Annotated in this window: 20 protein-coding genes; 15 read left to right on the top strand and 5 right to left on the bottom strand. The window is 43.2% G+C overall.

Translation table 11 applies throughout. From position 1 onward, the window contains the following. From MKX41_RS09355 to MKX41_RS09330, 6 genes are all read left to right on the top strand, one after another. Positions 1 to 603 carry a nitroreductase family protein gene (locus MKX41_RS09355; RefSeq protein ID WP_076283615.1) on the top strand — a complete coding sequence of 201 codons (603 nt, stop codon included), beginning with the start codon at positions 1 to 3 and terminating at the stop codon, positions 601 to 603. Positions 604 to 842: 239 nt separating this feature from the next. After that, complete coding sequence (locus MKX41_RS09350) at positions 843 to 1022, top strand: helix-turn-helix transcriptional regulator (protein WP_042132222.1); 180 nt, start codon at positions 843 to 845, stop codon at positions 1020 to 1022. Between the two features lie 2 nt (positions 1023 to 1024). Then, positions 1025 to 1498, top strand: a complete 474-nt coding sequence (locus MKX41_RS09345; RefSeq protein WP_076298708.1) for a DUF6773 family protein — start codon at positions 1025 to 1027, stop codon at positions 1496 to 1498. A gap of 83 nt (positions 1499 to 1581) precedes the next feature. Beyond that, positions 1582 to 2298 carry an MBL fold metallo-hydrolase gene (locus MKX41_RS09340; RefSeq protein WP_076298707.1) on the top strand — a complete coding sequence of 239 codons (717 nt, stop codon included), beginning with the start codon at positions 1582 to 1584 and terminating at the stop codon, positions 2296 to 2298. A 1-nt stretch (position 2299) separates the two neighbouring features. Then, a complete protein-coding gene (locus MKX41_RS09335; protein WP_076298706.1) occupies positions 2300 to 2872 on the top strand; it encodes a TetR/AcrR family transcriptional regulator in 573 nt (190 codons plus the stop codon). Between the two features lie 26 nt (positions 2873 to 2898). Next, positions 2899 to 3591 (top strand): AlkZ-related protein, encoded by a 693-nt coding sequence (locus MKX41_RS09330; RefSeq protein ID WP_340969843.1) that lies wholly within the window; start codon positions 2899 to 2901, stop codon positions 3589 to 3591. A 71-nt stretch (positions 3592 to 3662) separates the two neighbouring features. On the opposite strand, the gene MKX41_RS09325 is transcribed toward MKX41_RS09330, so the two are convergent. From MKX41_RS09325 to MKX41_RS09315, 3 genes are all read right to left on the bottom strand, one after another. After that, positions 3663 to 3845: a hypothetical protein gene (locus MKX41_RS09325; protein ID WP_042128123.1), complete on the bottom strand. Its 183-nt coding sequence runs from the start codon at positions 3843 to 3845 to the stop codon at positions 3663 to 3665. 221 nt (positions 3846 to 4066) lie between these two features. Continuing rightward, positions 4067 to 5296, bottom strand: a complete 1230-nt coding sequence (locus MKX41_RS09320) for an aminopeptidase (protein WP_076283619.1) — start codon at positions 5294 to 5296, stop codon at positions 4067 to 4069. A 51-nt stretch (positions 5297 to 5347) separates the two neighbouring features. Continuing rightward, positions 5348 to 6580, bottom strand: coding sequence for an aminopeptidase (locus MKX41_RS09315; RefSeq protein WP_042188585.1), 1233 nt, complete (start codon positions 6578 to 6580; stop codon positions 5348 to 5350). 177 nt (positions 6581 to 6757) lie between these two features. Between MKX41_RS09315 and MKX41_RS09310 the strand changes: the two genes are divergently transcribed. Then, complete coding sequence (locus MKX41_RS09310; protein ID WP_042188584.1) at positions 6758 to 7033, top strand: hypothetical protein; 276 nt, start codon at positions 6758 to 6760, stop codon at positions 7031 to 7033. 61 nt (positions 7034 to 7094) lie between these two features. On the opposite strand, the gene MKX41_RS09305 is transcribed toward MKX41_RS09310, so the two are convergent. Continuing rightward, positions 7095 to 8441, bottom strand: a complete 1347-nt coding sequence (locus MKX41_RS09305; RefSeq protein ID WP_081393020.1) for a TrkH family potassium uptake protein — start codon at positions 8439 to 8441, stop codon at positions 7095 to 7097. Positions 8442 to 8602: 161 nt separating this feature from the next. On the opposite strand from MKX41_RS09305, the gene MKX41_RS09300 reads away from it, so the two are divergent. The 3 genes from MKX41_RS09300 to MKX41_RS09290 are packed head-to-tail and all read left to right on the top strand — an operon-like array spanning position 8603 to position 9968. Continuing rightward, positions 8603 to 8956 carry a VOC family protein gene (locus MKX41_RS09300; protein ID WP_042193979.1) on the top strand — a complete coding sequence of 118 codons (354 nt, stop codon included), beginning with the start codon at positions 8603 to 8605 and terminating at the stop codon, positions 8954 to 8956. Between the two features lie 25 nt (positions 8957 to 8981). Next, on the top strand, positions 8982 to 9410 hold the full coding sequence (locus MKX41_RS09295) for a GNAT family N-acetyltransferase (protein WP_340969834.1): 429 nt from the start codon (positions 8982 to 8984) through the stop codon (positions 9408 to 9410). 24 nt (positions 9411 to 9434) lie between these two features. Continuing rightward, entirely contained in the window at positions 9435 to 9968 is a 534-nt protein-coding gene (locus MKX41_RS09290; protein WP_340969832.1) for a GNAT family N-acetyltransferase, read from the top strand. 36 nt (positions 9969 to 10004) lie between these two features. Here the strand turns inward: MKX41_RS09290 and MKX41_RS09285 are convergent, their stop codons facing one another. Continuing rightward, entirely contained in the window at positions 10005 to 11330 is a 1326-nt protein-coding gene (locus tag MKX41_RS09285; RefSeq protein ID WP_340969830.1) for a hemolysin family protein, read from the bottom strand. Between the two features lie 113 nt (positions 11331 to 11443). Here MKX41_RS09285 and MKX41_RS09280 point away from each other — a divergent pair, with 113 nt between their 5' ends. From MKX41_RS09280 to MKX41_RS09260, 5 genes are all read left to right on the top strand, one after another. Next, entirely contained in the window at positions 11444 to 12211 is a 768-nt protein-coding gene (locus MKX41_RS09280; protein ID WP_042188578.1) for a DUF1836 domain-containing protein, read from the top strand. A 91-nt stretch (positions 12212 to 12302) separates the two neighbouring features. Further along, positions 12303 to 13505, top strand: coding sequence for an MFS transporter (locus MKX41_RS09275; RefSeq protein WP_042193977.1), 1203 nt, complete (start codon positions 12303 to 12305; stop codon positions 13503 to 13505). A gap of 192 nt (positions 13506 to 13697) precedes the next feature. After that, entirely contained in the window at positions 13698 to 15302 is a 1605-nt protein-coding gene (locus MKX41_RS09270; RefSeq protein WP_340969824.1) for a TerB N-terminal domain-containing protein, read from the top strand. Positions 15303 to 15317: 15 nt separating this feature from the next. Continuing rightward, positions 15318 to 16637 (top strand): ATP-binding protein, encoded by a 1320-nt coding sequence (locus MKX41_RS09265; RefSeq protein WP_340969821.1) that lies wholly within the window; start codon positions 15318 to 15320, stop codon positions 16635 to 16637. Then, entirely contained in the window at positions 16634 to 18832 is a 2199-nt protein-coding gene (locus MKX41_RS09260) for a DEAD/DEAH box helicase (RefSeq protein WP_340969819.1), read from the top strand. Before MKX41_RS09265 ends, MKX41_RS09260 begins: the two co-directional genes overlap by 4 nt. Positions 18833 to 18847: the final 15 nt, after the last annotated feature.

The raw sequence follows: 18847 nt of genomic DNA, 5'->3' as shown, positions 1-18847 counted from the left end.
ATGACACAAACTCAACCGACTCAAAAGAATAGCGTAGCTGAAGTAATAAGAGAAAGACGCTCTATTAAGCTTTTTAAAAAAGATCCACTGCCACAAGGTCTATTAGAGGAGTTGTTAAATGTAGCGGTATGGGCGCCCAATCATGGGGTGCGTGAGCCATGGAGATTTATTGCTTTTCAAGGTGATGGTACAAAGTTCTTGGCTGAAGCGGCATTTGCTTTCGTGAAACGTGCTTTTTCTGATCCTGAAGTGGCTGCTAAGCGAAAAGAATATATCTCAAATATTCCATTAACGTTAATTGTGGTGATGCCTGAGGATCCTCGGCAGAGAGAGTGGGATGAGGATTTTGCAGCAGCGTCAGCACTTGTGCAGAACTTCCAGCTAGCAGCTTGGGAGCAAGGCGTGGGAACGATTTGGAAGACCGATCCTTATATCAATAATCCTGAATTCCGTAACAAAATTGGTGTGAAGCCTGGAGAGAAGATCATAGCTATGATCCATGCCGGATACCCGGAGACTGTGCCAGACAGCCGTCCACGAACGGATGCTTCTGAACTATTGAAGATCATTGATAGCTATCCAGAGAACGATGTAGTGGAATAAGCAGAAGGTTTTACGGTATTTGAATAATGAATATTAAAAGAATATATATCCGAAGCATCCGAAGGGGTGCTTTTTTGTTGTAAGTTTAAGCTCATAATGTCGTATGGTTGATAGGAATATCGCGATAAATGTTTATAGCAATATATAATGTACATAATGAATGATATTGATTACAATTTGGTTAAGTGAATGAATTTAAATAAGGAGGGAAAAGCGTGGGGGAGAACAAGAACATCAAGATGAAACTGGCTCGTATACAAAAAGATCTTTCCCAAGAACAGTTAGCGGAAGTTGTAGGGGTTACAAGACAGACGATTGGTCTGATTGAAGCCGGGAACTATAACCCAACGCTTAAGTTGTGCATAGCTATCTGCAAGGCATTGGATCGATCTTTAAACGATATTTTTTGGGAGGAATAAGGGTGAGCAGGACAAGGATTAAGGATGAGCGGATTATCAGCGAAATTCAGAAGTTTAGTACGCATGGTTTTATGATTGTGTTCGTGGGCTTTATGGTTAGTCTTTTGGTAAAAGTGTTTATTCTGCAATGGGACATTAAGTATTGGTTTGATACGTTTGTGATTGTGATGGCAGGGTGTTTGTATATAACTGTTCGTTCCGTCAAAAATGGAATATATCTGCTACCGAGTAAAGAAGGCGAAGGCGATGTAAGACGGTATAAGAAAATCAATTTAATTGGGGGAGCTGTCAGTACGTTAATATGGGCCGCTTTAATGTTCCTATCTGATTTTAGAGAAGCCGGGGAGTTGGATATTGCTAAAAGTATCATGAGCACCCTTGTGGGTTCCGTTATATTTTTCGTTGGGATAACATGGATTCAGTGGTTCATTATTAAAAGATCTAATAAAAATGCGGACAAAAGTCTAGATGGATAAGAAAACTAATAATTCACTCTTGTAAAACTAATATGATTAGTTTATATTTAAGCTAATATCATTAGTTTTATGGAGGGGTAATGATGAGAGTAACGCGTGAAGGTCATTTATTACAGCTAACTTGGATGCCAAGAGTGTTTCCTGTGAATTGTTACATCATTGAGGAAGAGAATGAGTTGACTTTGATAGATGCGGCAATGCCGTTCAGTGTAAAAGGAATTATAGATACCGCAGCGAAGCTTGATAAAAAGATCACTCGTATTATATTGACGCATGCTCATGACGATCATATAGGTGCACTGGATGAGCTAAAGAGACAGCTTCCAGAGGCTCAGGTGTACATTTCAGAAAGGGATGCAGCATTGCTTAGTGGAGATCGTTCCCTTCGTGAGGGAGAACCTCAGACCCCTATAAAGGGAGGCGTACCCAAGAAGGTAGCAACGAGACCAGATGTATTGCTCTATGATGGGGATACCATTGGTTCATTAACAGCAATTTTAACTCCTGGTCATACTCCTGGATCTATGTCTTTCATGGATACACGAAGCGGCGCTGTTATCGTTGGAGATGCTTTTCAAACCTTCCGGGGAACCGCAGTTTCAGGAACCGTAATTCCTTGGTTTCCGTTTCCTGCTATGGCAACCTGGAGTAAAGATCAAGCATTAAAAAGTGCGATTAAGCTTCTAGAGGCTTCCCCGACTATACTGGCTACTGGACATGGAGACTTACTTAGAAACCCAGTGCAAACGATGGAGAAAGCTATACACAAAGCACAAATGATTCAAGATAGGAGTAATTAAAATGTCACCTAGAGCAGGATTAGATCGTCGTACGCTAGTTATTGCAGCAGCAGAAATCGCCGATCATGAAGGGATAGAGGCCGTAACCTTAGCCGCATTGGCTAACAAATTAGGTGTTCGTTCTCCGTCTTTATATAATCACATTAACGGGCTACAGGAATTGCGCACACAACTTGCAATTTATGGACTAGGGGAACTTTCCAATGCAATGAACAACGCAGCTAAAGGCTTTAGTGGAGACGCTGCTGTACAGGCGATGGGGCGAGCGTATGTGGACTTTGCTAGAAGCAGGCCTGGATTATACGAGACAACGTTGCGAGCCCCTGAACAGGCAAATACGGAGCTGGAAACGGCAAGTGATCATATTTTGAAGCTTATCATTCATGTGATGAAGGATTATCAATTGGGTGATGAAGGAGAAATTCATGCAGTACGCGGGTTACGAAGCATACTGCATGGCTTTGCCTCTTTGGAACAAAAGGGCGGTTTTGGAATGGCGCTTGATACGAATGTAAGCCTATCTCGGCTCATCAGTACTTATATTGCTGGGATCGGAAATATGAAGTCTAAATAATGGAGTACATAGGAGATGATGTTGTGATGTATAAGGAATATGAAGAGGAAAGTGTTATCACCTTTGAGAAAACTGCAGAAATCGTTACCAAGATTGGGATTTTGCCGCTTGCCACTCTGATTCCTGAGCACCCATCTTTAAATGGATTAACGAAAGCGGAGAATTGGCATACGGGTTCAGAGCTAGATCCATGGTCATGGCGTGTAAGGTTTCCTGGTGAAGGCCTGGCTGGATACGGTAAATTTGTTAAGAAGAAAGCTATCTTGGTCTCTAGGGAGTGGTTTCCAGCATTTGTGGCAGCTGTAGGTAGTACTAAATCTATAGAAGAACGTTATAATGACGGATTGGCCAGCAGAGAAGCAGTGACTTTACTGCAAATTATCCGTGAACATCAAGGGATTGATACGCGTATACTTCGTATTGAAGCTGATATGAAGGCTAAAGAAAAGAAGACGGCTTTTGATAATGCGGTTACGGAGCTTCAGGCATCGCTGGACATCGTTATTTCAGGTGTAAAAGAACGCCAAAATGCAGAAGGTGAGAAAAATGGCTGGAGCAGTACCTCGTTTGAGACTGTAAGCCACTGGATGGAAGATAACGGTCTTTCCTCATTTGAAGGCGATAGAGAAGAGGCAATAGCTTGGCTACATTCCAAAATGAATGGTATATGGTCGCCTACAGCAATAGCCTGGACGAACAAAGCATTCTCATGGAAATAAAAACGGTTAATCACTACTCCCATGAGAGTGATTAACCGTAAGCGTTTTCTAATAAAATCATATCCATCACATTATTGTTCCAACATAGGTGCCAAGTAAGCAATCAGGAAATACAAGAATCCGAAAAACAGCATAACATAGGCGGTATATTTGATTGCATTAGATGCAACAATTCTTGAATCCACCGGTGCTTGAATTTCGAGCTGTTCTTCTTCAACGCTGTCAATTTCATTGGATATTGGGTCTCTCAACATGATAATCCCCTCCTTGGAAATTAGATCCTTAACTGTATTGTGACATATTTGTGAACGGAAATCAACAATAGTGTGAACAAATATTGAACTTTTATTCAAATTTGGACTATTTATTTTCTGGATATCTAATTTGCAATAAAAAACAACCTGCTTTTGTCCTCGGAAGAGGAACCAAGCAGGTTGTTTGGCATTTTATTTATTCAATAATTTAAGCGAAGAAATTAAGCCCAATCTCCATCACGGAAGATCGGTACGGTTGTTCCATCATCCTTAATACCATCAATGCTCATTTCAGGTGAACCCATCATAAAATCAACATGTGTATGGCTTTGGTTCATTCCTTTTTCCTGCAATTGTTCTTTGGTCATTGTTGTACCCTCTTGAAGGGTAAAGGCATATGCTGCACCTAACGCCAAATGGCAGGAGGCATTCTCATCATATAATGTGGTGTAATATAGAATTCCGCTCTCGGATATGGGGGAGTGGAAAGGCACCAAAGCGACTTCTCCAAGATAAGCAGAGCCTTCATCTAACGCGATAAGGGAAGCTAGCGTTTCTGAACCTTTTTCAGCGGTGAAATCCGTTACTTTGCCGTTCTCAAAGGTGAGGGTGAAATTGTCAATAAGATTACCCCCATAGCTAAGCGGCTTAGTGCTGCTTACCTTACCATTCACACCAGACTTCAGTGGGGCAGTAAATACTTCTTCTGTAGGGATATTGGCTAGGAAAGGGACACCTTTGCCATTGACAGCTCCGGCTTGACACCAGATATGGCCTTCTGGTAGTTCAATCGTCAAATCGGTTCCATGTCCTGTATAGTGCAGCTTACGGAACTTATTATCATTCAAAGCAGTACAACGTGCTTTTAGACCATCTAAATGTTGACTCCATGCTTGAATAGGATCAGCCTGATCCGCACGTGTAGCTTTAAAGATAGCATCCCATAGCAAATCAATCTGCTGATCAGGTGATGCTTCAGGGAATACCTTTGCCGCCCACGATGCTGATGGGAATGCTACAATACTCCAACTTACGTGATTCCCCATTAACAACTCACGATATGGAGCTAATGTCTGTCCAGAGATCCGCTGATTATCTGCAATTCTTCCTGATTCAACACCGTTCAACAGATCTGGATTCGTTGAAGTTATCGATAGAAATGCTGCACCTTTTTTAGCCAGATCTTCTAATTCATCTGCTTGCCATTGTGGCGGTTCCAAAAAGGAATCGGATGGAGCGAGGTCATAACGTGTACGTGTAACAACCTCGTCGCTATAATTAACCTTGACGAGCTTCGCACCCGCTTCATAGGCTTTGCGTACGACAAGACGCACTAGTTCTGCCGAAACGATGTCGGCATTTACAACAAGGGTCTGCCCAGGTTGGATATTAACCCCAATCTTCACTGCCAGCAACGCATAGTTCTCCAGTTTTTGCTTGAAATCTAACATAGTTTCAACTCCTCCCAATATCTCTAGTCTTTTATTTCATATTTGCAATAATTAGAACGCCCAGTTTCCATTCAGGAATACAGGTTCTTCGGTTCCATCAGCAGATATACCATAAATGTTCATTTCCGCTGAACCGATCATGAAATCCACATGGGTAACGCTATTATTCAATCCATGTGCAATCAGTTCATCAGGAGTCATATCTTTACCGCCTTCTAAACAGAAAGCATAAGCCATACCTATAGCTAGATGATTGGATGCATTCTCATCAAACAAGGTATTGTAATAAAGAATATTGGACTCTGAGATAGGGGACTTATGTGGAACTAATGCAACTTCACCTAGGTATTTTGCTCCTTCATCCATACTAATGAGGTGCTCTAGTGCTTCTTGTCCTTGCTCTGCACTAACACTAACAATTCGTCCGTTCTCAAAAGTAATAGAGAATCCATCGATAATGTTGCCGCCATGGCTAAGAGGTTTGGTGCTTCGTACGGTGCCATTTACACCAGTCTTTAGAGGAGCGGTAAATACTTCCTCGGTAGGCATATTGGCTACAAAAGAATGACCCTTAGCATTAATACTGTCTCCTTGTGCCCAAATATGGCCTTCTGGAAGTTCAATGCTTAGGTCCGTACCAGGTGCTATGTAATGCAGCTTCTTATATTTTTTTGCGTTGAGTACATTTGCTTTTTGATCTAAGGTGTCGAGATGTTCTTGCCATGCAGCTACCGGATCTTCACGATCAAGACGTACGGTGTGGAAAATAGCTTCCCAAAGTTTATTTACACGTTCTTCAGCTGGAACATTCGGGAATACTTTATCCGCCCAAGCCTGACAAGGTACGGCAACAATACTCCAGCTAACTTTGTCGGACATTTGCATTTCACGATATTTGGTGAGTGCGGCTCCCCGTACTTTTTGATAATTTGAAATGCGTACAGGATCAATACCTTTAAGTGCATCAGGATCTTCCGCGATCACGTTAAGAATAGCTGCACCCTTCTCGGCGAGTTCGGTCATTTCACCTGCGTACCAAGTAGGAGGCTCAGTGAACACTTCTGGTGCAGCATGTTCAAACTGCTGGCGTGTAATGCTTGCATCACTCCAGTTCACCTTCACCAAGCTTGCTCCAATCGCATATGCCTTGGCGGTAATCATACGAACGAAATCAGCTGCAAGAATCGGTGCATTCACCACCAGAATTTGCCCTGGTTGAACGTTAACCCCAATTTGCACAGCTAAATCTGCATATTTACTAAGCTTTGCCTCGAAATCAGTCATCGATATTTCCTCCAATTACTAATAGTTTGGTACTTTACAAGTATTGTACTAAATTATTAACCGCCGGATGAAAAAAGTCAATTACATGGAATTTACAGTGTAAATTGAGGAATTACATTCATTTCAATGCTATACTGAGAGGGGAAATGATTTGATGAATGGAAGGAAGATTAACGGATGAATTTAGAGATCGTAAGTGCTGAAATGAGCCGTAAAGAGGATAAAAGCTATGTAGGGAGGACGATATTTACTCTCGAAAACCATAAGGCTCCATATGAGATCACTTTTTTCAGTACAAGAGGAACGGAATGGGATTACAGCCTAAGCTTTGCTGGTGAGCCTGGAAGTGAAGAGCAGTTCTTAGAAACTGACGCGCTACTTGAAAATGATGACGATGTATACAATCAATTGCTTGATGCCGCACTAGATAAACAAGAGATCGTTGAAGAGTAAAATATACAAGTGCTGATTGATTACCAGCGGCAATATTCATTGCCGCTGGTTACATCTCGCCTTATCCGATTGTAATCTTACCTTCAGGATATCTGTAAAGTTCCTTACTACCCTTAGGTTTGAGTGCATAAGCTAGAGTAAGCGGACCTGTCCGACCCAGAAACATTAGAAAAATAATGAGCACTTTACCCGCCGTAGTCAATTCTGGAGTAAGTCCCATGGAGAGACCAGAAGTCCCGAATGCAGATACGGATTCAAAGAGTACAGCAAGAAAGTCAGCCTTTTCTGTCACGGATAACAACATCGTAGCAATGACCACTAACATTAGAGACATCAGTGTCATCGTCACGGCTCTATAGACATTTTCTTTGGCGATCCGATGACGAAACATTACAATATCCTCTTTACCCCTTAGTCTTGCAGAAACCGCAGCCACTAGAACAGCGAACGTAGTAATCTTAATTCCCCCACCAGTAGATCCAGGCGCAGCCCCTATGAACATTAGCAGAATCATTAGAAATTGCGTTGATTCCCGCATCAGTGGAATTTCAATTGTAGTGACGCCACCTGAACGTGGTGTTATCGCTTGTAAAAATGTAGCCATCATCTTTCCACCTGCACTCAAGGGCTTCAGCGTAGAATTAAATTCTAGTAAGAAAAATAGAGCAGCCCCAATGACAATCAATATCATAGAGGTCGAAAGAACAACCTTAGAATGTAGAGTAAGCTTTTTGCGTTTTGGAAAGTCAAAAACATCAGACAGGACGATAAAACCGACCCCTCCAAGAAAGATGAGAATCATTGAGGTGAAATTCACTATAGGATCATTTACAAAACGAGTAAGTCCACTAAAGGGTCCATGAATGTCACCGAATAAATCAAAGCCTGCATTATTAAAAATAGATATGCTGTGAAAAATTCCATAATATACAGCTTTCCCGAAAGGCATATCCATCATAAACCTACCGGCAAACACGATGGCACCTGTGAGCTGAATAACAAGGGAATAGATCAGGACTCTGCGGATCAACTGGACAATACCTTGCATGGAATTCTGGTTCATAGATTCTTGCATAAGAATTCGCTCTTTAAAGGATATTCGTTTATTAAGGACCAAAGTAATCAAGGTGGCCATCGTAATAAAACCCAATCCCCCAAATTGAAATAATACGAGTAGAACAACTTGTCCAAAAGTAGTCAACTGTGTGCCCGTATCAATGACTGCCAAACCTGTAACACAGGTTGCCGATGTAGCCATGAATAATGCATCAATAAAAGAAATATGCCCTTCTACTGAGGCGACCGGCAAACTAAGTAAAAAAGTTCCGGCAGTGATAAGTATTACAAATCCTAGTGATAAGACTTTTGGTGGAGTTAATTTCAATCCACCGAAGTTCAGATTAGCCAATTCAATTCTCCTGTCATACGTGAAATTAGAGTAGTGCACACAAAATTATAACATAACTTGCCAGACCTTCCCTAAGTGGAGGGAGGTAATTGACATATTTTATCGAATTATTCTAGAATAACACCCTATTCTGCAACTTTAAAGAGGAGGCTTTCTTAATGGTGGTAAGTCCGATTCTGAATCAGATTGGTGCAGTTTTTATTCCGGTAAAGGATATTGAGAAATCCAAAGAATGGTATTGCCAATTGCTTGGTTTGCCTTTGGATGGTGAAGTATTATTCGGGCATCTATACGTGATCCCCATGCAAGGACCAGAAATCGTATTAGACAGCAAAATTTACACTTCTGAGTCCGTTCTTAATATCCCCTCTTTTCATCTAAATACCGAGGATATTGATGCTGCTTATGACTATGTGAAAGCAAATGGCGGAGAGATTCTTACGGATATCGAGCATGACCATTGGTTTAATTTTAAAGATCCGAATGGCAATGTTATCATGGTCTGCCGTTGTTAAGAACGATTAAGAAAGGAATAAACAAATGATAAGAGAGGCTGTTCCTGAAGACGCATTGTATATTGAAAACTTATATCGAATGTTGTTGCCTGAGCAGACAGCTATACAAGTGTCACCGGACCGCCTGAAGCGGATAGCTGACAATACGGATAGTTTTCTTTATGTGTACGAAGAAGAAGGGGCTATTGTTGGGACGCTTCATCTTCATTTATGTATGGATGCTTTATGTGACGATCGACCCTTTGCTGTCATTGAAAGAGTCATCATATCACAAGAGGTGAGAGGGAAAGGATACGGTGCGAAACTAATGAGATACGCTGAGCACGTAGCCACTTCTAGGGGCGCCCTTAAGATCATGCTATCGAGTGCGGTCAGAAGAGAGGATGCACATCAATTTTACGAGCATCTTGGATACAATAGCAGCTCCAGTAAGCTGTTCAAAAAGTACTTATAGCTATTTATGATTGGAAGTGATGATATGATGGTTACACTTAAAGTGCTTATACCAGAGGATGCAGAAGAATTACTTCGATTACAGCATCAGTTGGATCAGGAATCCAAATTTATGTTATTAGAGCCGGATGAACGACAATCCAGTCTAAATCAGGTCAAAGAGATGATCGAAAGCTTCGCTTTAGCAAATACTTCAATCCTTATTGGTGCTGAGGTTGATAACCATTTGATAGGTTTTATGTCGGTTAGAGGTGGAAATGTTAGACGCAATCGCCATAGTGCGTACATAGTCATTGGAGTTCTAAGACAGCATCAAGGTCAGGGGATTGGTACGGGGCTATTCAAAGAACTGGATGTATGGGCTAAGAATACTGAAATTGTCCGGTTAGAGTTAACAGTTATGACCCATAATGAGATAGCTATGTCGCTATATATCAAAAATGGGTTTGAGATCGAAGGGACGAAAAGAAAATCACTTGTAATTGATGGCCAATGGGTAGATGAATATTACATGAGTAAGATTTTGATAAAAGAAAAAAGGATAGAGGATCAGATTTAATCTGATAACTCTATCCTTTTTTTTATGATTAAAAGCTTATGAATTCTCAAGCTCTGACGATTCAGTGTCACCAGTGGTCTCAATGATGACCTCAACCTTGCGTACACGGTATCTGTTCATTTCACGAATGATTAAGGTTACGTTGTCATGTACAATGCTTTTGCCAACGGCCGGATCTGGGATATGACTATATAACCAGCCTCCAATCGTTGTCACTTCCTCATGTTCAAAATCAAGACCGGTAAGCTCCTTGACCTCAATTAAAGATACCTTACCATCGAACAGATAATTTGTATCGCTTAGTTTCTCAACTTCTCGGCGCTCATCACCGTCAAATTCATCTCGAATTTCACCAACGATTTCTTCCAAAATATCTTCAATCGTGATGAGTCCAGACGTTCCGCCATATTCATCAAGCAGCAGGGCGATATGCACCCGCTCCAATTGCATACGTGTTAAAAGGTTCTTAACAGGTGTTACCTCAGATACGGTTAGAACTGGCTGAATCAAGCCTTTGAAATCAAAATCAGGGTTATTGTCATATTGCAAATAAAGCTGTTTCGTATTAATCATTCCGATGATATTATCCTTGCTACCTTCTGCAACCGGGAAGCGAGTATATTGTTCCTTACGAATAATCTCGAAATTTTCTTTCAATGAATGATTGGTGAAAAGACATACCATATCCGTTCGTGGAACCATGATTTCTTTGGCCAACATCTCGTCAAAAGTAAAGATGCGGTTGACATAGCCATATTCAGCTTTATTGATTTTTCCACTTTCATAGCTTTCGGATAAGATCAAACGAATCTCATCTTCACTATGAGCGTCTCCATGCTCACTGGCAGGCTTCATCCCAAAAAGGCGAACAAGCAGATTTGCGGAACCATTCATAAACCAAATGAGTGGGTACAAAATTCTGTAGAACCAAATAATCAGCGGTGATGTAATTTGACCGATTTTTTCCGGAATGTTTATAGCTACTGTCTTCGGAGCAAGTTCCCCGACAACGACGTGTAGGAATGTTGCAATGACGAATGCGAATAAGAACGCAAGAGGGTGACTCACACTTGGACTAATATTAGCCCAGTCGAATACCGGAAGGAGCAACTGCTCAAACGCTGGCTCTGCCAGTGCACCAATACCCAGTGCAGTGATTGTAATCCCGAGCTGACAAGCAGATAAGTACCCGTCAAGATTAGCAGACACTCGTTGTACAGCAAGCGCGTTCTTCTTTCCCTCGATCACCATTTGACTGATCTGACTACCTCTAAGTCTCACCAATGCAAATTCCGTTGCTACAAAAAAAGCGGTTAAAATAATCAAAATAGCCACCAACGTCAAACTAAGTCCTATACCCATATAATCTTTACCATCCCTTTCGTTCCTAAAATAGGTTATACTCATATTATGAGTTCTTATGAACTATTCTACGAACTTTTCAGAGAAATATCAAATGGTGGAGGGAAACAGATATGGAATCATTTGCATTGACTCGTGTGGAGATGTCCAGTCTTCTGCTCTCATTGACCGGATTATCAGACCGGAAACCGCTGAATATCCTCCAAGAGGCATGGACTAAATTTCATCTTGATGAAGTACAAAAGGGGACTTCGTTACCCGCTTTTTTATCTACAGATGTTCCACCCATTTTTCAAAAGATCATTAAGGGGCATGATGTAAAAGGCTTTTCACTCGGTGAAATTGCTTCATTAGGCCATCTAATAGAGTATTCCACTTTGACTGTGACTACTATGCAAAATTGGGTGAAGCGTGATTTTAAGGAGTATCTCGGTTCTCCAAGAGAAGGAAAGAAGTATTCAGTTAATCAGGCAGCACTTCTGTTTATGATCGATGATCTCAAATCGGCCCTAAATTTCGAAAGTATTCGTCAGCTATTCCGATTAATGTTCTTAAAGCCAGATCGAGACGATGATGATCTTATAGAACCGACAAAGCTGTATTACGCATATGCTGGGCTGTTTGAAGAGATCAAGAGCAATCCAACTATACAAACCCAATGTAAAGTAGATCAACTTTTACACAAGGAGTTCTCCTGGAAAGAAGATTCCCTGCTTAGAAGTTCCACAGATCGTGTGATCAATCGGCTGACGCATCTTACGAGATCTCAGAGAGAGTCTGTCCGCAACATACTTCTGATAGCCACGATAGCTGTTCAGACCTGTTATTTTCAATCGCTTGCCAGACAATACTTTAATGCAGCTTTATTTCTTGATTTTTGAACGCTTCAATTTTAATATGTATAAGTGAAACAATCAAAAGTAAGTTTCATAAGATATATGTTGGATATAAGGGGGCTTAGAAGTGAATCAAATGACACTGCTGCGGAATCCGAAGCAAAGGAAATTACTCTTCAGTGCAGGCTTAAGCTGGATGTTCGACGCGATGGACGTCGGGATGATTTCTTTTGTTGTAGCGGCTTTAGCCAAGGATTGGAATCTGGGACCGGAGCAGATAGGTATATTGACAAGTATTAACTCCGTGGGCATGGCTGTGGGTGCTGCGGCAGCAGGGATATTAGCCGATCGTTTTGGACGTAAACCGATACTTCTATGGACACTCCTAATTTTCTCGGCTGCGAGTGGGTTATCGGCTTTTGCAACAGGCTTCGGAATACTCTGTGTACTTAGATTTATCGCTGGATTTGGACTAGGTGGGGAGCTGCCCGTCGCCTCAACATTAGTGTCTGAAAGTATGCCTGCCCGTGAGAGAGGCCGTGCGGTTGTGCTGCTGGAGAGCTTTTGGGCGGTTGGATGGATCGCTTCTGCTTTAATTGCATTCTTCGTGATTCCTGATTATGGCTGGCGTGTAGCATTCGGTATTGGTGCTGTTCCTGCTCTATACGCTCTTTACTTAAGACGTGCTATAGACGATTCACCGAAGTTTGCTGAGATCAAGAAGGCGCCTGTATCCTTGAAAAAACGTATCACAACAGTATGGTCACCAGAGTATCGTCGTTCTACGATTATGCTGTGGATTTTATGGTTTACTGTAGTGTTTTCGTATTATGGGATGTTTCTATGGCTACCTACAGTTATGGTACTTAAAGGCTTCAGCTTGGTTAAAAGCTTCGAATACGTGCTTATCATGACGTTAGCTCAGCTGCCGGGTTACTTTACTGCCGCTTACTTCATCGAAAAGTTCGGACGTAAGTTTGTCCTGGTCATCTATATGCTGTTCACTGCCGTTAGTGCGGCATGGTTCGGAAATGCAACTACAGAAGGCATGCTGATGGCGGCCGGGATTTGCTTATCGTTCTTTAATCTCGGAGCATGGGGTGGCATGTACGCTTATACACCAGAGTTGTACCCAACAACTATTCGCTCAACAGGCGCTGGTTTAGCGACTTCCTTTGGCCGGATTGGCGGCATCATCGCTCCTTTGTTAGTAGGGGTGCTGGTAGGTAAATCTATAGCGATTGGCTCGATCTTCATGTTATTTTTTGTAACGATTATTATCGGTGCGTTAGCGGTGCTCTTCCTAGGAAAAGAGACAAAGGGAACGGAGCTCCTGTAAAGGATAATTCTTCATTACATACTTGATGTTAATCTACCAACAATGCTAAAATTTAATAAGAACAAAACGGTTCCTTCACAGTTGTGAACAGGGCCGTTTTTTTTAACATTAGAAACTATATTTTTAGGGCCCCCGCAAAGAAGGCGTTATGCTTGCATTAGTCCTTCTTTTATAAGAACGGAGCGATCGAACATGAGTAAGGATAGGAATCAGCCTCATTTCACGGAATTAGTCTGGGAAAGTACGGAACAAAATGTTCCTATTCCCCCGCGAAATTCATCAGAACCAGCGCTGCCAAAGTTATCTACTGCAAATGTAGGGAAGCCTAAAACGTCGTCTGAACCTTCTTTACAGCTTCAGCTTTGGGATCTGGAGACCGACACGCCGGAGCCTGTGACAACTACCGAAGGTCAGTTTGTAGCTAGAGCGAAGGAGCTGGAACACAGAACCGAGGATTCCGCGCTATTTGTTCCTTTTAAAAGCTACTGGCCAACGTATGGTCATATGACGGGCACGCAAAGTAGATGGTATTTTTATTGGCGCAATGAAGTTAGACAGGGTAGATATCCGAAAACGGATCTTTCATATATTTTTCTGCACGTGTATGAGCTTATTAATGGTGTAGGCTGGCAAGATCCTTATGATGGCTATAAGCAGCTCAGTCAAATCTGGGAAGCTTATCGTGAAAATTATAAACGTCTGGATCAATATTTGGGTGGTTGGATCGCGGACTTCTCGTTTGTTCATCATTTGGATGTGCCTCTATCTTTAATCGTTGCTCGTTCACGCGGTCTTGCCGGAGATCTGGCAGAGCTAGAGTTAGAGAGATGTCTTACTGTAGCTCCTGAGCAGTTAACCTTTACGGTATTAACAGCAATGTCGGACTACGATATTAGTAAATCGAAGTTTTATATGGGGGAAGGTAAAGGAGCCCTCGCACGATATATTCCACAGGTAGTGGCATTAATCAACGCTTATGTCAGTAGGAAACATGGCTCGAATTTGGTTGAAATGTTCCCACCAGGCCCCTCAGTAATGCGTGAGCGTTATTTATTTCGTAGCGCCGTATATGATATTTCGCTATATGGTTATTCAGTACTTATACCGGTTGTGCGTATCAGTAAATCTCCACCGCTTCGCAGTTTGATTACAAGGCTATTCCGTTTGACTGAGAATAAATTACGGGAACTGCTGGGGTATCGAGGACGGCTCAAAGGGGTTAATGTGGATGCGGATATGGATGACCTTATCACTCGTTTTCTGAAGCGGGAATTTGAGAAAGAGAAACAGGAAGATAAGGGGCCGGCAGTAGTTATTGATCGTGAGAAGCTTGAAAGGCTGCAGAGTGATTCCGAGATTGTACGAACCATGCTTACGGTTGAGGAAATGAATGAGCTGGAAGAACTTGAGGATAGCGGTTTTGAGATTACTAATGAGGAATCCGAGCTTGAAGAAGTAGTAGAAAAAGAAGAATTTGAAGATATTGAAGATGAAATCATTGTACCGCTTCAGTCTCTTGAGCCTGAATTAACTATAGAAGAAATTCAATCTGCTAACGTAGATACGGAGTGGGAGCAGTTCTCTAATGCTTTAAGTCCACTCCAACACGAAGCTCTGATTGCGTTTATGAACGAGGATGGAACACAAACCATACAGAAGCTAGCGGCTGCAAATGGCACGATGTCAGAACTCTTGATTGATGAGATAAATGATATCGCAATGAACATTCTAGGTGATTTGATCATAGATGGTGAAGAAATTGCAGAAGAATATAAAATTCATCTGCTTAATATTTAATGGGGTGAACTTTGGATGAATGGTTTAAAAATACCCAAACGTATGACGACAGCGCTAGTCAATTCACTGACAGCCGGTGTGGTTCCGCGTATCGGACTAGAACATATAGCCGTTGGCCGCCGGCCAGAGATTGAAGCGATATTGAGAGATATGGATAATATTGCGGAGGGTGGAGCTGCTTTTAAGCTGATTACAGGCAAATTCGGTAGCGGCAAAAGCTTTCTTTTGCAGATGATCCGTAATTATGCGATGGATCGGGATTTTGTAGTAGCCGATGCGGATCTATCCCCTGAACGAAGATTAGTGGGAACGAAAGGACAAGGTCTTGCTACATATCGAGAGCTGATGAGTCATTTGTCTACCCGGACACGTCCAGATGGAGGCGCTCTGGAGATTATTTTGCAAAAATGGATCATTACGCTTCAGCAGTCTGTGATGCAAGAGAATGAATATGGCCCTGATCACCCCCAGCTTGGAGACGAAGTTGAGAAACGAATCTATGCTGTAGCCTCCGAAATGCGCGGTTTGGTACATGGATTTGATTTTGCCAAAGTGCTGGCTACTTATTGGAATGCACATAAACTCGCTGACGATGAATTGAAGCAGGATTCCCTTCGCTGGCTAAGAGGTGAATTCGCTACTCGAACGGAAGCACGAAAAGCACTTGGTGTGGGCGTGATTATTGATGATGATAATTGGTATGATTATATGAAACTGTGGGCGGAATTCACTTCTGCTATCGGTTATAAGGGACTGCTGCTATTCATTGACGAAGGCGTCAACCTCTACAAAATCACGAACAGTATCTCACGTCAGAGTAACTATGAAAAGCTGCTTACAATGTTCAACGATACGATGCAGGGCAAGGCAGAAAGCCTAGGGATTTTTATAGGGGGGACTCCGCAATTTGTGGAGGATGGACGGCGTGGATTATTTAGTTATGAAGCGCTGCGTTCAAGATTAGTTGCAGGAAGATACGGCGCAGCAGGTCTGAACAATTATACTGGGCCTATTATTGCACTGGACATGCTCTCACATGAAGAAATTTTGATCCTTTTGCAAAAGCTTAGAGATATTCATGCCCTTCATTATGGTTACGAAGCACAGTTAACACAGGAACAATTGGTTCATTTTATGGAAGAAGCTGTGGGCAGATTAGGGGCAGACGAGCTCCTGACACCGCGTGAAGTGGTGCGTGATTTCATGGATCTACTTCACACCTTACACCAGCATCCGGAGATCTCTTTCGAGAAGCTAGTGGGCGAACGAACCTCTAAACCTGTCGATACTGAACAAAATGAGTTAGATGGATTCCTCGCGGAGTTTGAATTATGAGTGATAATCCGTTTTATAGGCTGGCTCCCTTTATTAAAGAGTTTATCTATAAGAACCGTTGGGAGACTTTGCGTGAGGCGCAGGTGGATGCCTGTCGTGTGCTGTTTGATACGCCGCATCACTTACTGATTGCTTCGGGTACAGCTTCAGGTAAGACAGAGGCGGCTTTTTTTCCAGCGCTTACTGAGCTGTATGAACGTCCTTCCGGTTCGGTTGGCATTCTGTATATCGCTCCGCTGAAAGCATTGATTAACGATCAATTTACACGGCTGAACGATTTGCTCCGTGAGGGCAATATTCCAGTGTGGCACTGGCATGGAGATGTACCGCAAGCTGATAAAACCAAACTTGTGCAGAATCCTTCAGGCGTACTGCAGATCACCCCTGAATCCCTTGAGGGATTACTGATGAACCGCCCGAATGCTATTCCGGCGCTGTTCCATGATCTCCGTTATATTGTCATTGATGAGGTCCATGCCTTCATGGGAGCTGATCGGGGAATTCAGGTCCTGAGTCAGCTGGCAAGAATCTCACGAATGGCGGGATGTCATCCGCGTAGAATCGGTCTATCGGCTACGCTTAGTGACTATGCTTCGGTGACGGAGTGGCTGGCGGCAGGGACGCGGGAGAGCGTAGAGGTGTCCGCTCCACAGGGCGGGCGTAAGCTCCGTTTAAGTGTGGAGCATTTCTCTTTCCCGGATGCACGGGATGAAGTGCAGGCGGAGCATTTAGAACGCGCGAAGCAGTCTTACTACGATTTCATTTACGATCATACGCATCTTAAGAAAGCGTTGATCTTCACGAATAGCCGCTCGGATGCGGAGACGGCAACCCTTGAGCTGCGGAGAACGGCCGCGAAGCGTGGGGAACGGGATGTTTTTCACGTTCACCATGGCAGCATCTCCGCGATGCTCCGCGAAGAGACGGAAGCCGCGCTGCGGCAAGGCTCCGGTCCTGCAGTTGCGGCAGCGACATTGACGCTGGAGCTGGGCATTGATCTAGGAGAGCTGGAGCGGGTGCTCCAGGTCGGCGCTCCTTATAGCTGCGCAAGCTTTGTGCAGCGACTCGGCCGCTCGGGCAGGCGCGGTGACGCCGCATCCGAGATGATCTTTGTCACGCCCGAGGAAGAGGATGAGGAAGCACAGCTTCCGGCACGGATGCCTTGGACGCTGCTTCGAGCGATAGCGGTTATTGAGCTATATGTGCGCGAGAAGTGGGTTGAACCACTGGTGGTGCGCCAGCTGCCAGTCGGGCTGTTATACCATCAGACGATGAGCATATTGAAGAGTATGGGGGAGGCGGAGCCGGAGGATTTAAAGGAGGCTGTACTAAGCTTACCTTCCTTCAATAGCATTGATCCTGCCGACTACGATACCTTCATGATTTATATGCTGGGTATGGGACAAATCGAGAAGATGGATGAAGGCAGCTTGATTATTGGGATGGCGGGGGAGAAGATCGTGAATAACTTCCGCTTCTACGCAGTCTTCAAAGACGATGAAGAGCATGTTGTCTATAACGGGACTGAAGAGATCGGTTCGATCACAACAGTACCACCACCAGGTTACTGTTTTACTCTGGCAGGGAAGCTCTGGAAGGTAGAAGAGGTCGATAATCGCCATAAAGCTGTTTATGTAAAAACCTCACGCGGTAAAGTGGATACGTTGTGGCTTGGAGCGGGCGGGGATGTGCATACACGAATTATGACCAAAATACGTGAAGTGTTAGGCGCAACATCCTTGTATCCGTATCTTGCACCGAGTGCGGCTGCGCGGCTTGAACGAGCTCGTCGTTTAGCGAAGGAAAGTGGAATGCTTGAACGTTCCGTTATGCCGGCAGGTGGAGATTCGATGTTTATCTTACCGTGGGCGGGTAGTCGGCAATTCCGCACACTAGAGCGCCTTCTTAAGAACAATTTGAAGAGCTCACAGGGACTTCGATCTATCGTGCCGATGGAACCTTATTATATGGTGGTTGCAGGCAAAACAGATGCAGAAACGCTGGAAGCGGAGATCATCGCTGAGAGTATGGCTGCCGCTGATCCTTTAACATTGTTATCTCCAGATGAAGCACCCTACCTCGGAAAGTATGACGAGTTCATCCCGCATGAGCTGTTGCGCAAAGCTTTTTCTTTAGATGGATTAGATGTTCCGGGGTTGCTTGAAGTGCTAAAACAATGGCGGCAACCACAGTAACTATTTTAAATATTT

The organism is Paenibacillus sp. FSL R5-0475 (assembly GCF_038004585.1).
Lineage (GTDB): Bacteria > Bacillota > Bacilli > Paenibacillales > Paenibacillaceae > Paenibacillus_AQ.
Note: the sequence above shows the minus strand (reverse complement) of the source record. Positions and strands in the feature narration are given on the sequence as shown.

What these genes read in the sequence shown, in the direction of transcription:
- MKX41_RS09350 (WP_042132222.1), top strand. Translation starts at nt 843, where the DNA reads ATGAAACTGGCTCGTATACAAAAAGATCTTTCCCAAGAACAGTTAGCG.
- MKX41_RS09310 (WP_042188584.1), top strand. Translation starts at nt 6,758, where the DNA reads ATGAATTTAGAGATCGTAAGTGCTGAAATGAGCCGTAAAGAGGATAAA.
- MKX41_RS09340 (WP_076298707.1), top strand. Translation starts at nt 1,582, where the DNA reads ATGAGAGTAACGCGTGAAGGTCATTTATTACAGCTAACTTGGATGCCA.
- MKX41_RS09275 (WP_042193977.1), top strand. Translation starts at nt 12,303, where the DNA reads ATGACACTGCTGCGGAATCCGAAGCAAAGGAAATTACTCTTCAGTGCA.
- MKX41_RS09280 (WP_042188578.1), top strand. Translation starts at nt 11,444, where the DNA reads ATGGAATCATTTGCATTGACTCGTGTGGAGATGTCCAGTCTTCTGCTC.
- MKX41_RS09330 (WP_340969843.1), top strand. Translation starts at nt 2,899, where the DNA reads ATGTATAAGGAATATGAAGAGGAAAGTGTTATCACCTTTGAGAAAACT.
- MKX41_RS09270 (WP_340969824.1), top strand. Translation starts at nt 13,698, where the DNA reads ATGAGTAAGGATAGGAATCAGCCTCATTTCACGGAATTAGTCTGGGAA.
- MKX41_RS09355 (WP_076283615.1), top strand. Translation starts at nt 1, where the DNA reads ATGACACAAACTCAACCGACTCAAAAGAATAGCGTAGCTGAAGTAATA.
- MKX41_RS09315 (WP_042188585.1), bottom strand. Translation starts at nt 6,580, where the DNA reads ATGACTGATTTCGAGGCAAAGCTTAGTAAATATGCAGATTTAGCTGTG.
- MKX41_RS09320 (WP_076283619.1), bottom strand. Translation starts at nt 5,296, where the DNA reads ATGTTAGATTTCAAGCAAAAACTGGAGAACTATGCGTTGCTGGCAGTG.
- MKX41_RS09285 (WP_340969830.1), bottom strand. Translation starts at nt 11,330, where the DNA reads ATGGGTATAGGACTTAGTTTGACGTTGGTGGCTATTTTGATTATTTTA.
- MKX41_RS09295 (WP_340969834.1), top strand. Translation starts at nt 8,982, where the DNA reads ATGATAAGAGAGGCTGTTCCTGAAGACGCATTGTATATTGAAAACTTA.
- MKX41_RS09290 (WP_340969832.1), top strand. Translation starts at nt 9,435, where the DNA reads ATGATGGTTACACTTAAAGTGCTTATACCAGAGGATGCAGAAGAATTA.
- MKX41_RS09260 (WP_340969819.1), top strand. Translation starts at nt 16,634, where the DNA reads ATGAGTGATAATCCGTTTTATAGGCTGGCTCCCTTTATTAAAGAGTTT.
- MKX41_RS09325 (WP_042128123.1), bottom strand. Translation starts at nt 3,845, where the DNA reads ATGTTGAGAGACCCAATATCCAATGAAATTGACAGCGTTGAAGAAGAA.
- MKX41_RS09265 (WP_340969821.1), top strand. Translation starts at nt 15,318, where the DNA reads ATGAATGGTTTAAAAATACCCAAACGTATGACGACAGCGCTAGTCAAT.
- MKX41_RS09335 (WP_076298706.1), top strand. Translation starts at nt 2,300, where the DNA reads ATGTCACCTAGAGCAGGATTAGATCGTCGTACGCTAGTTATTGCAGCA.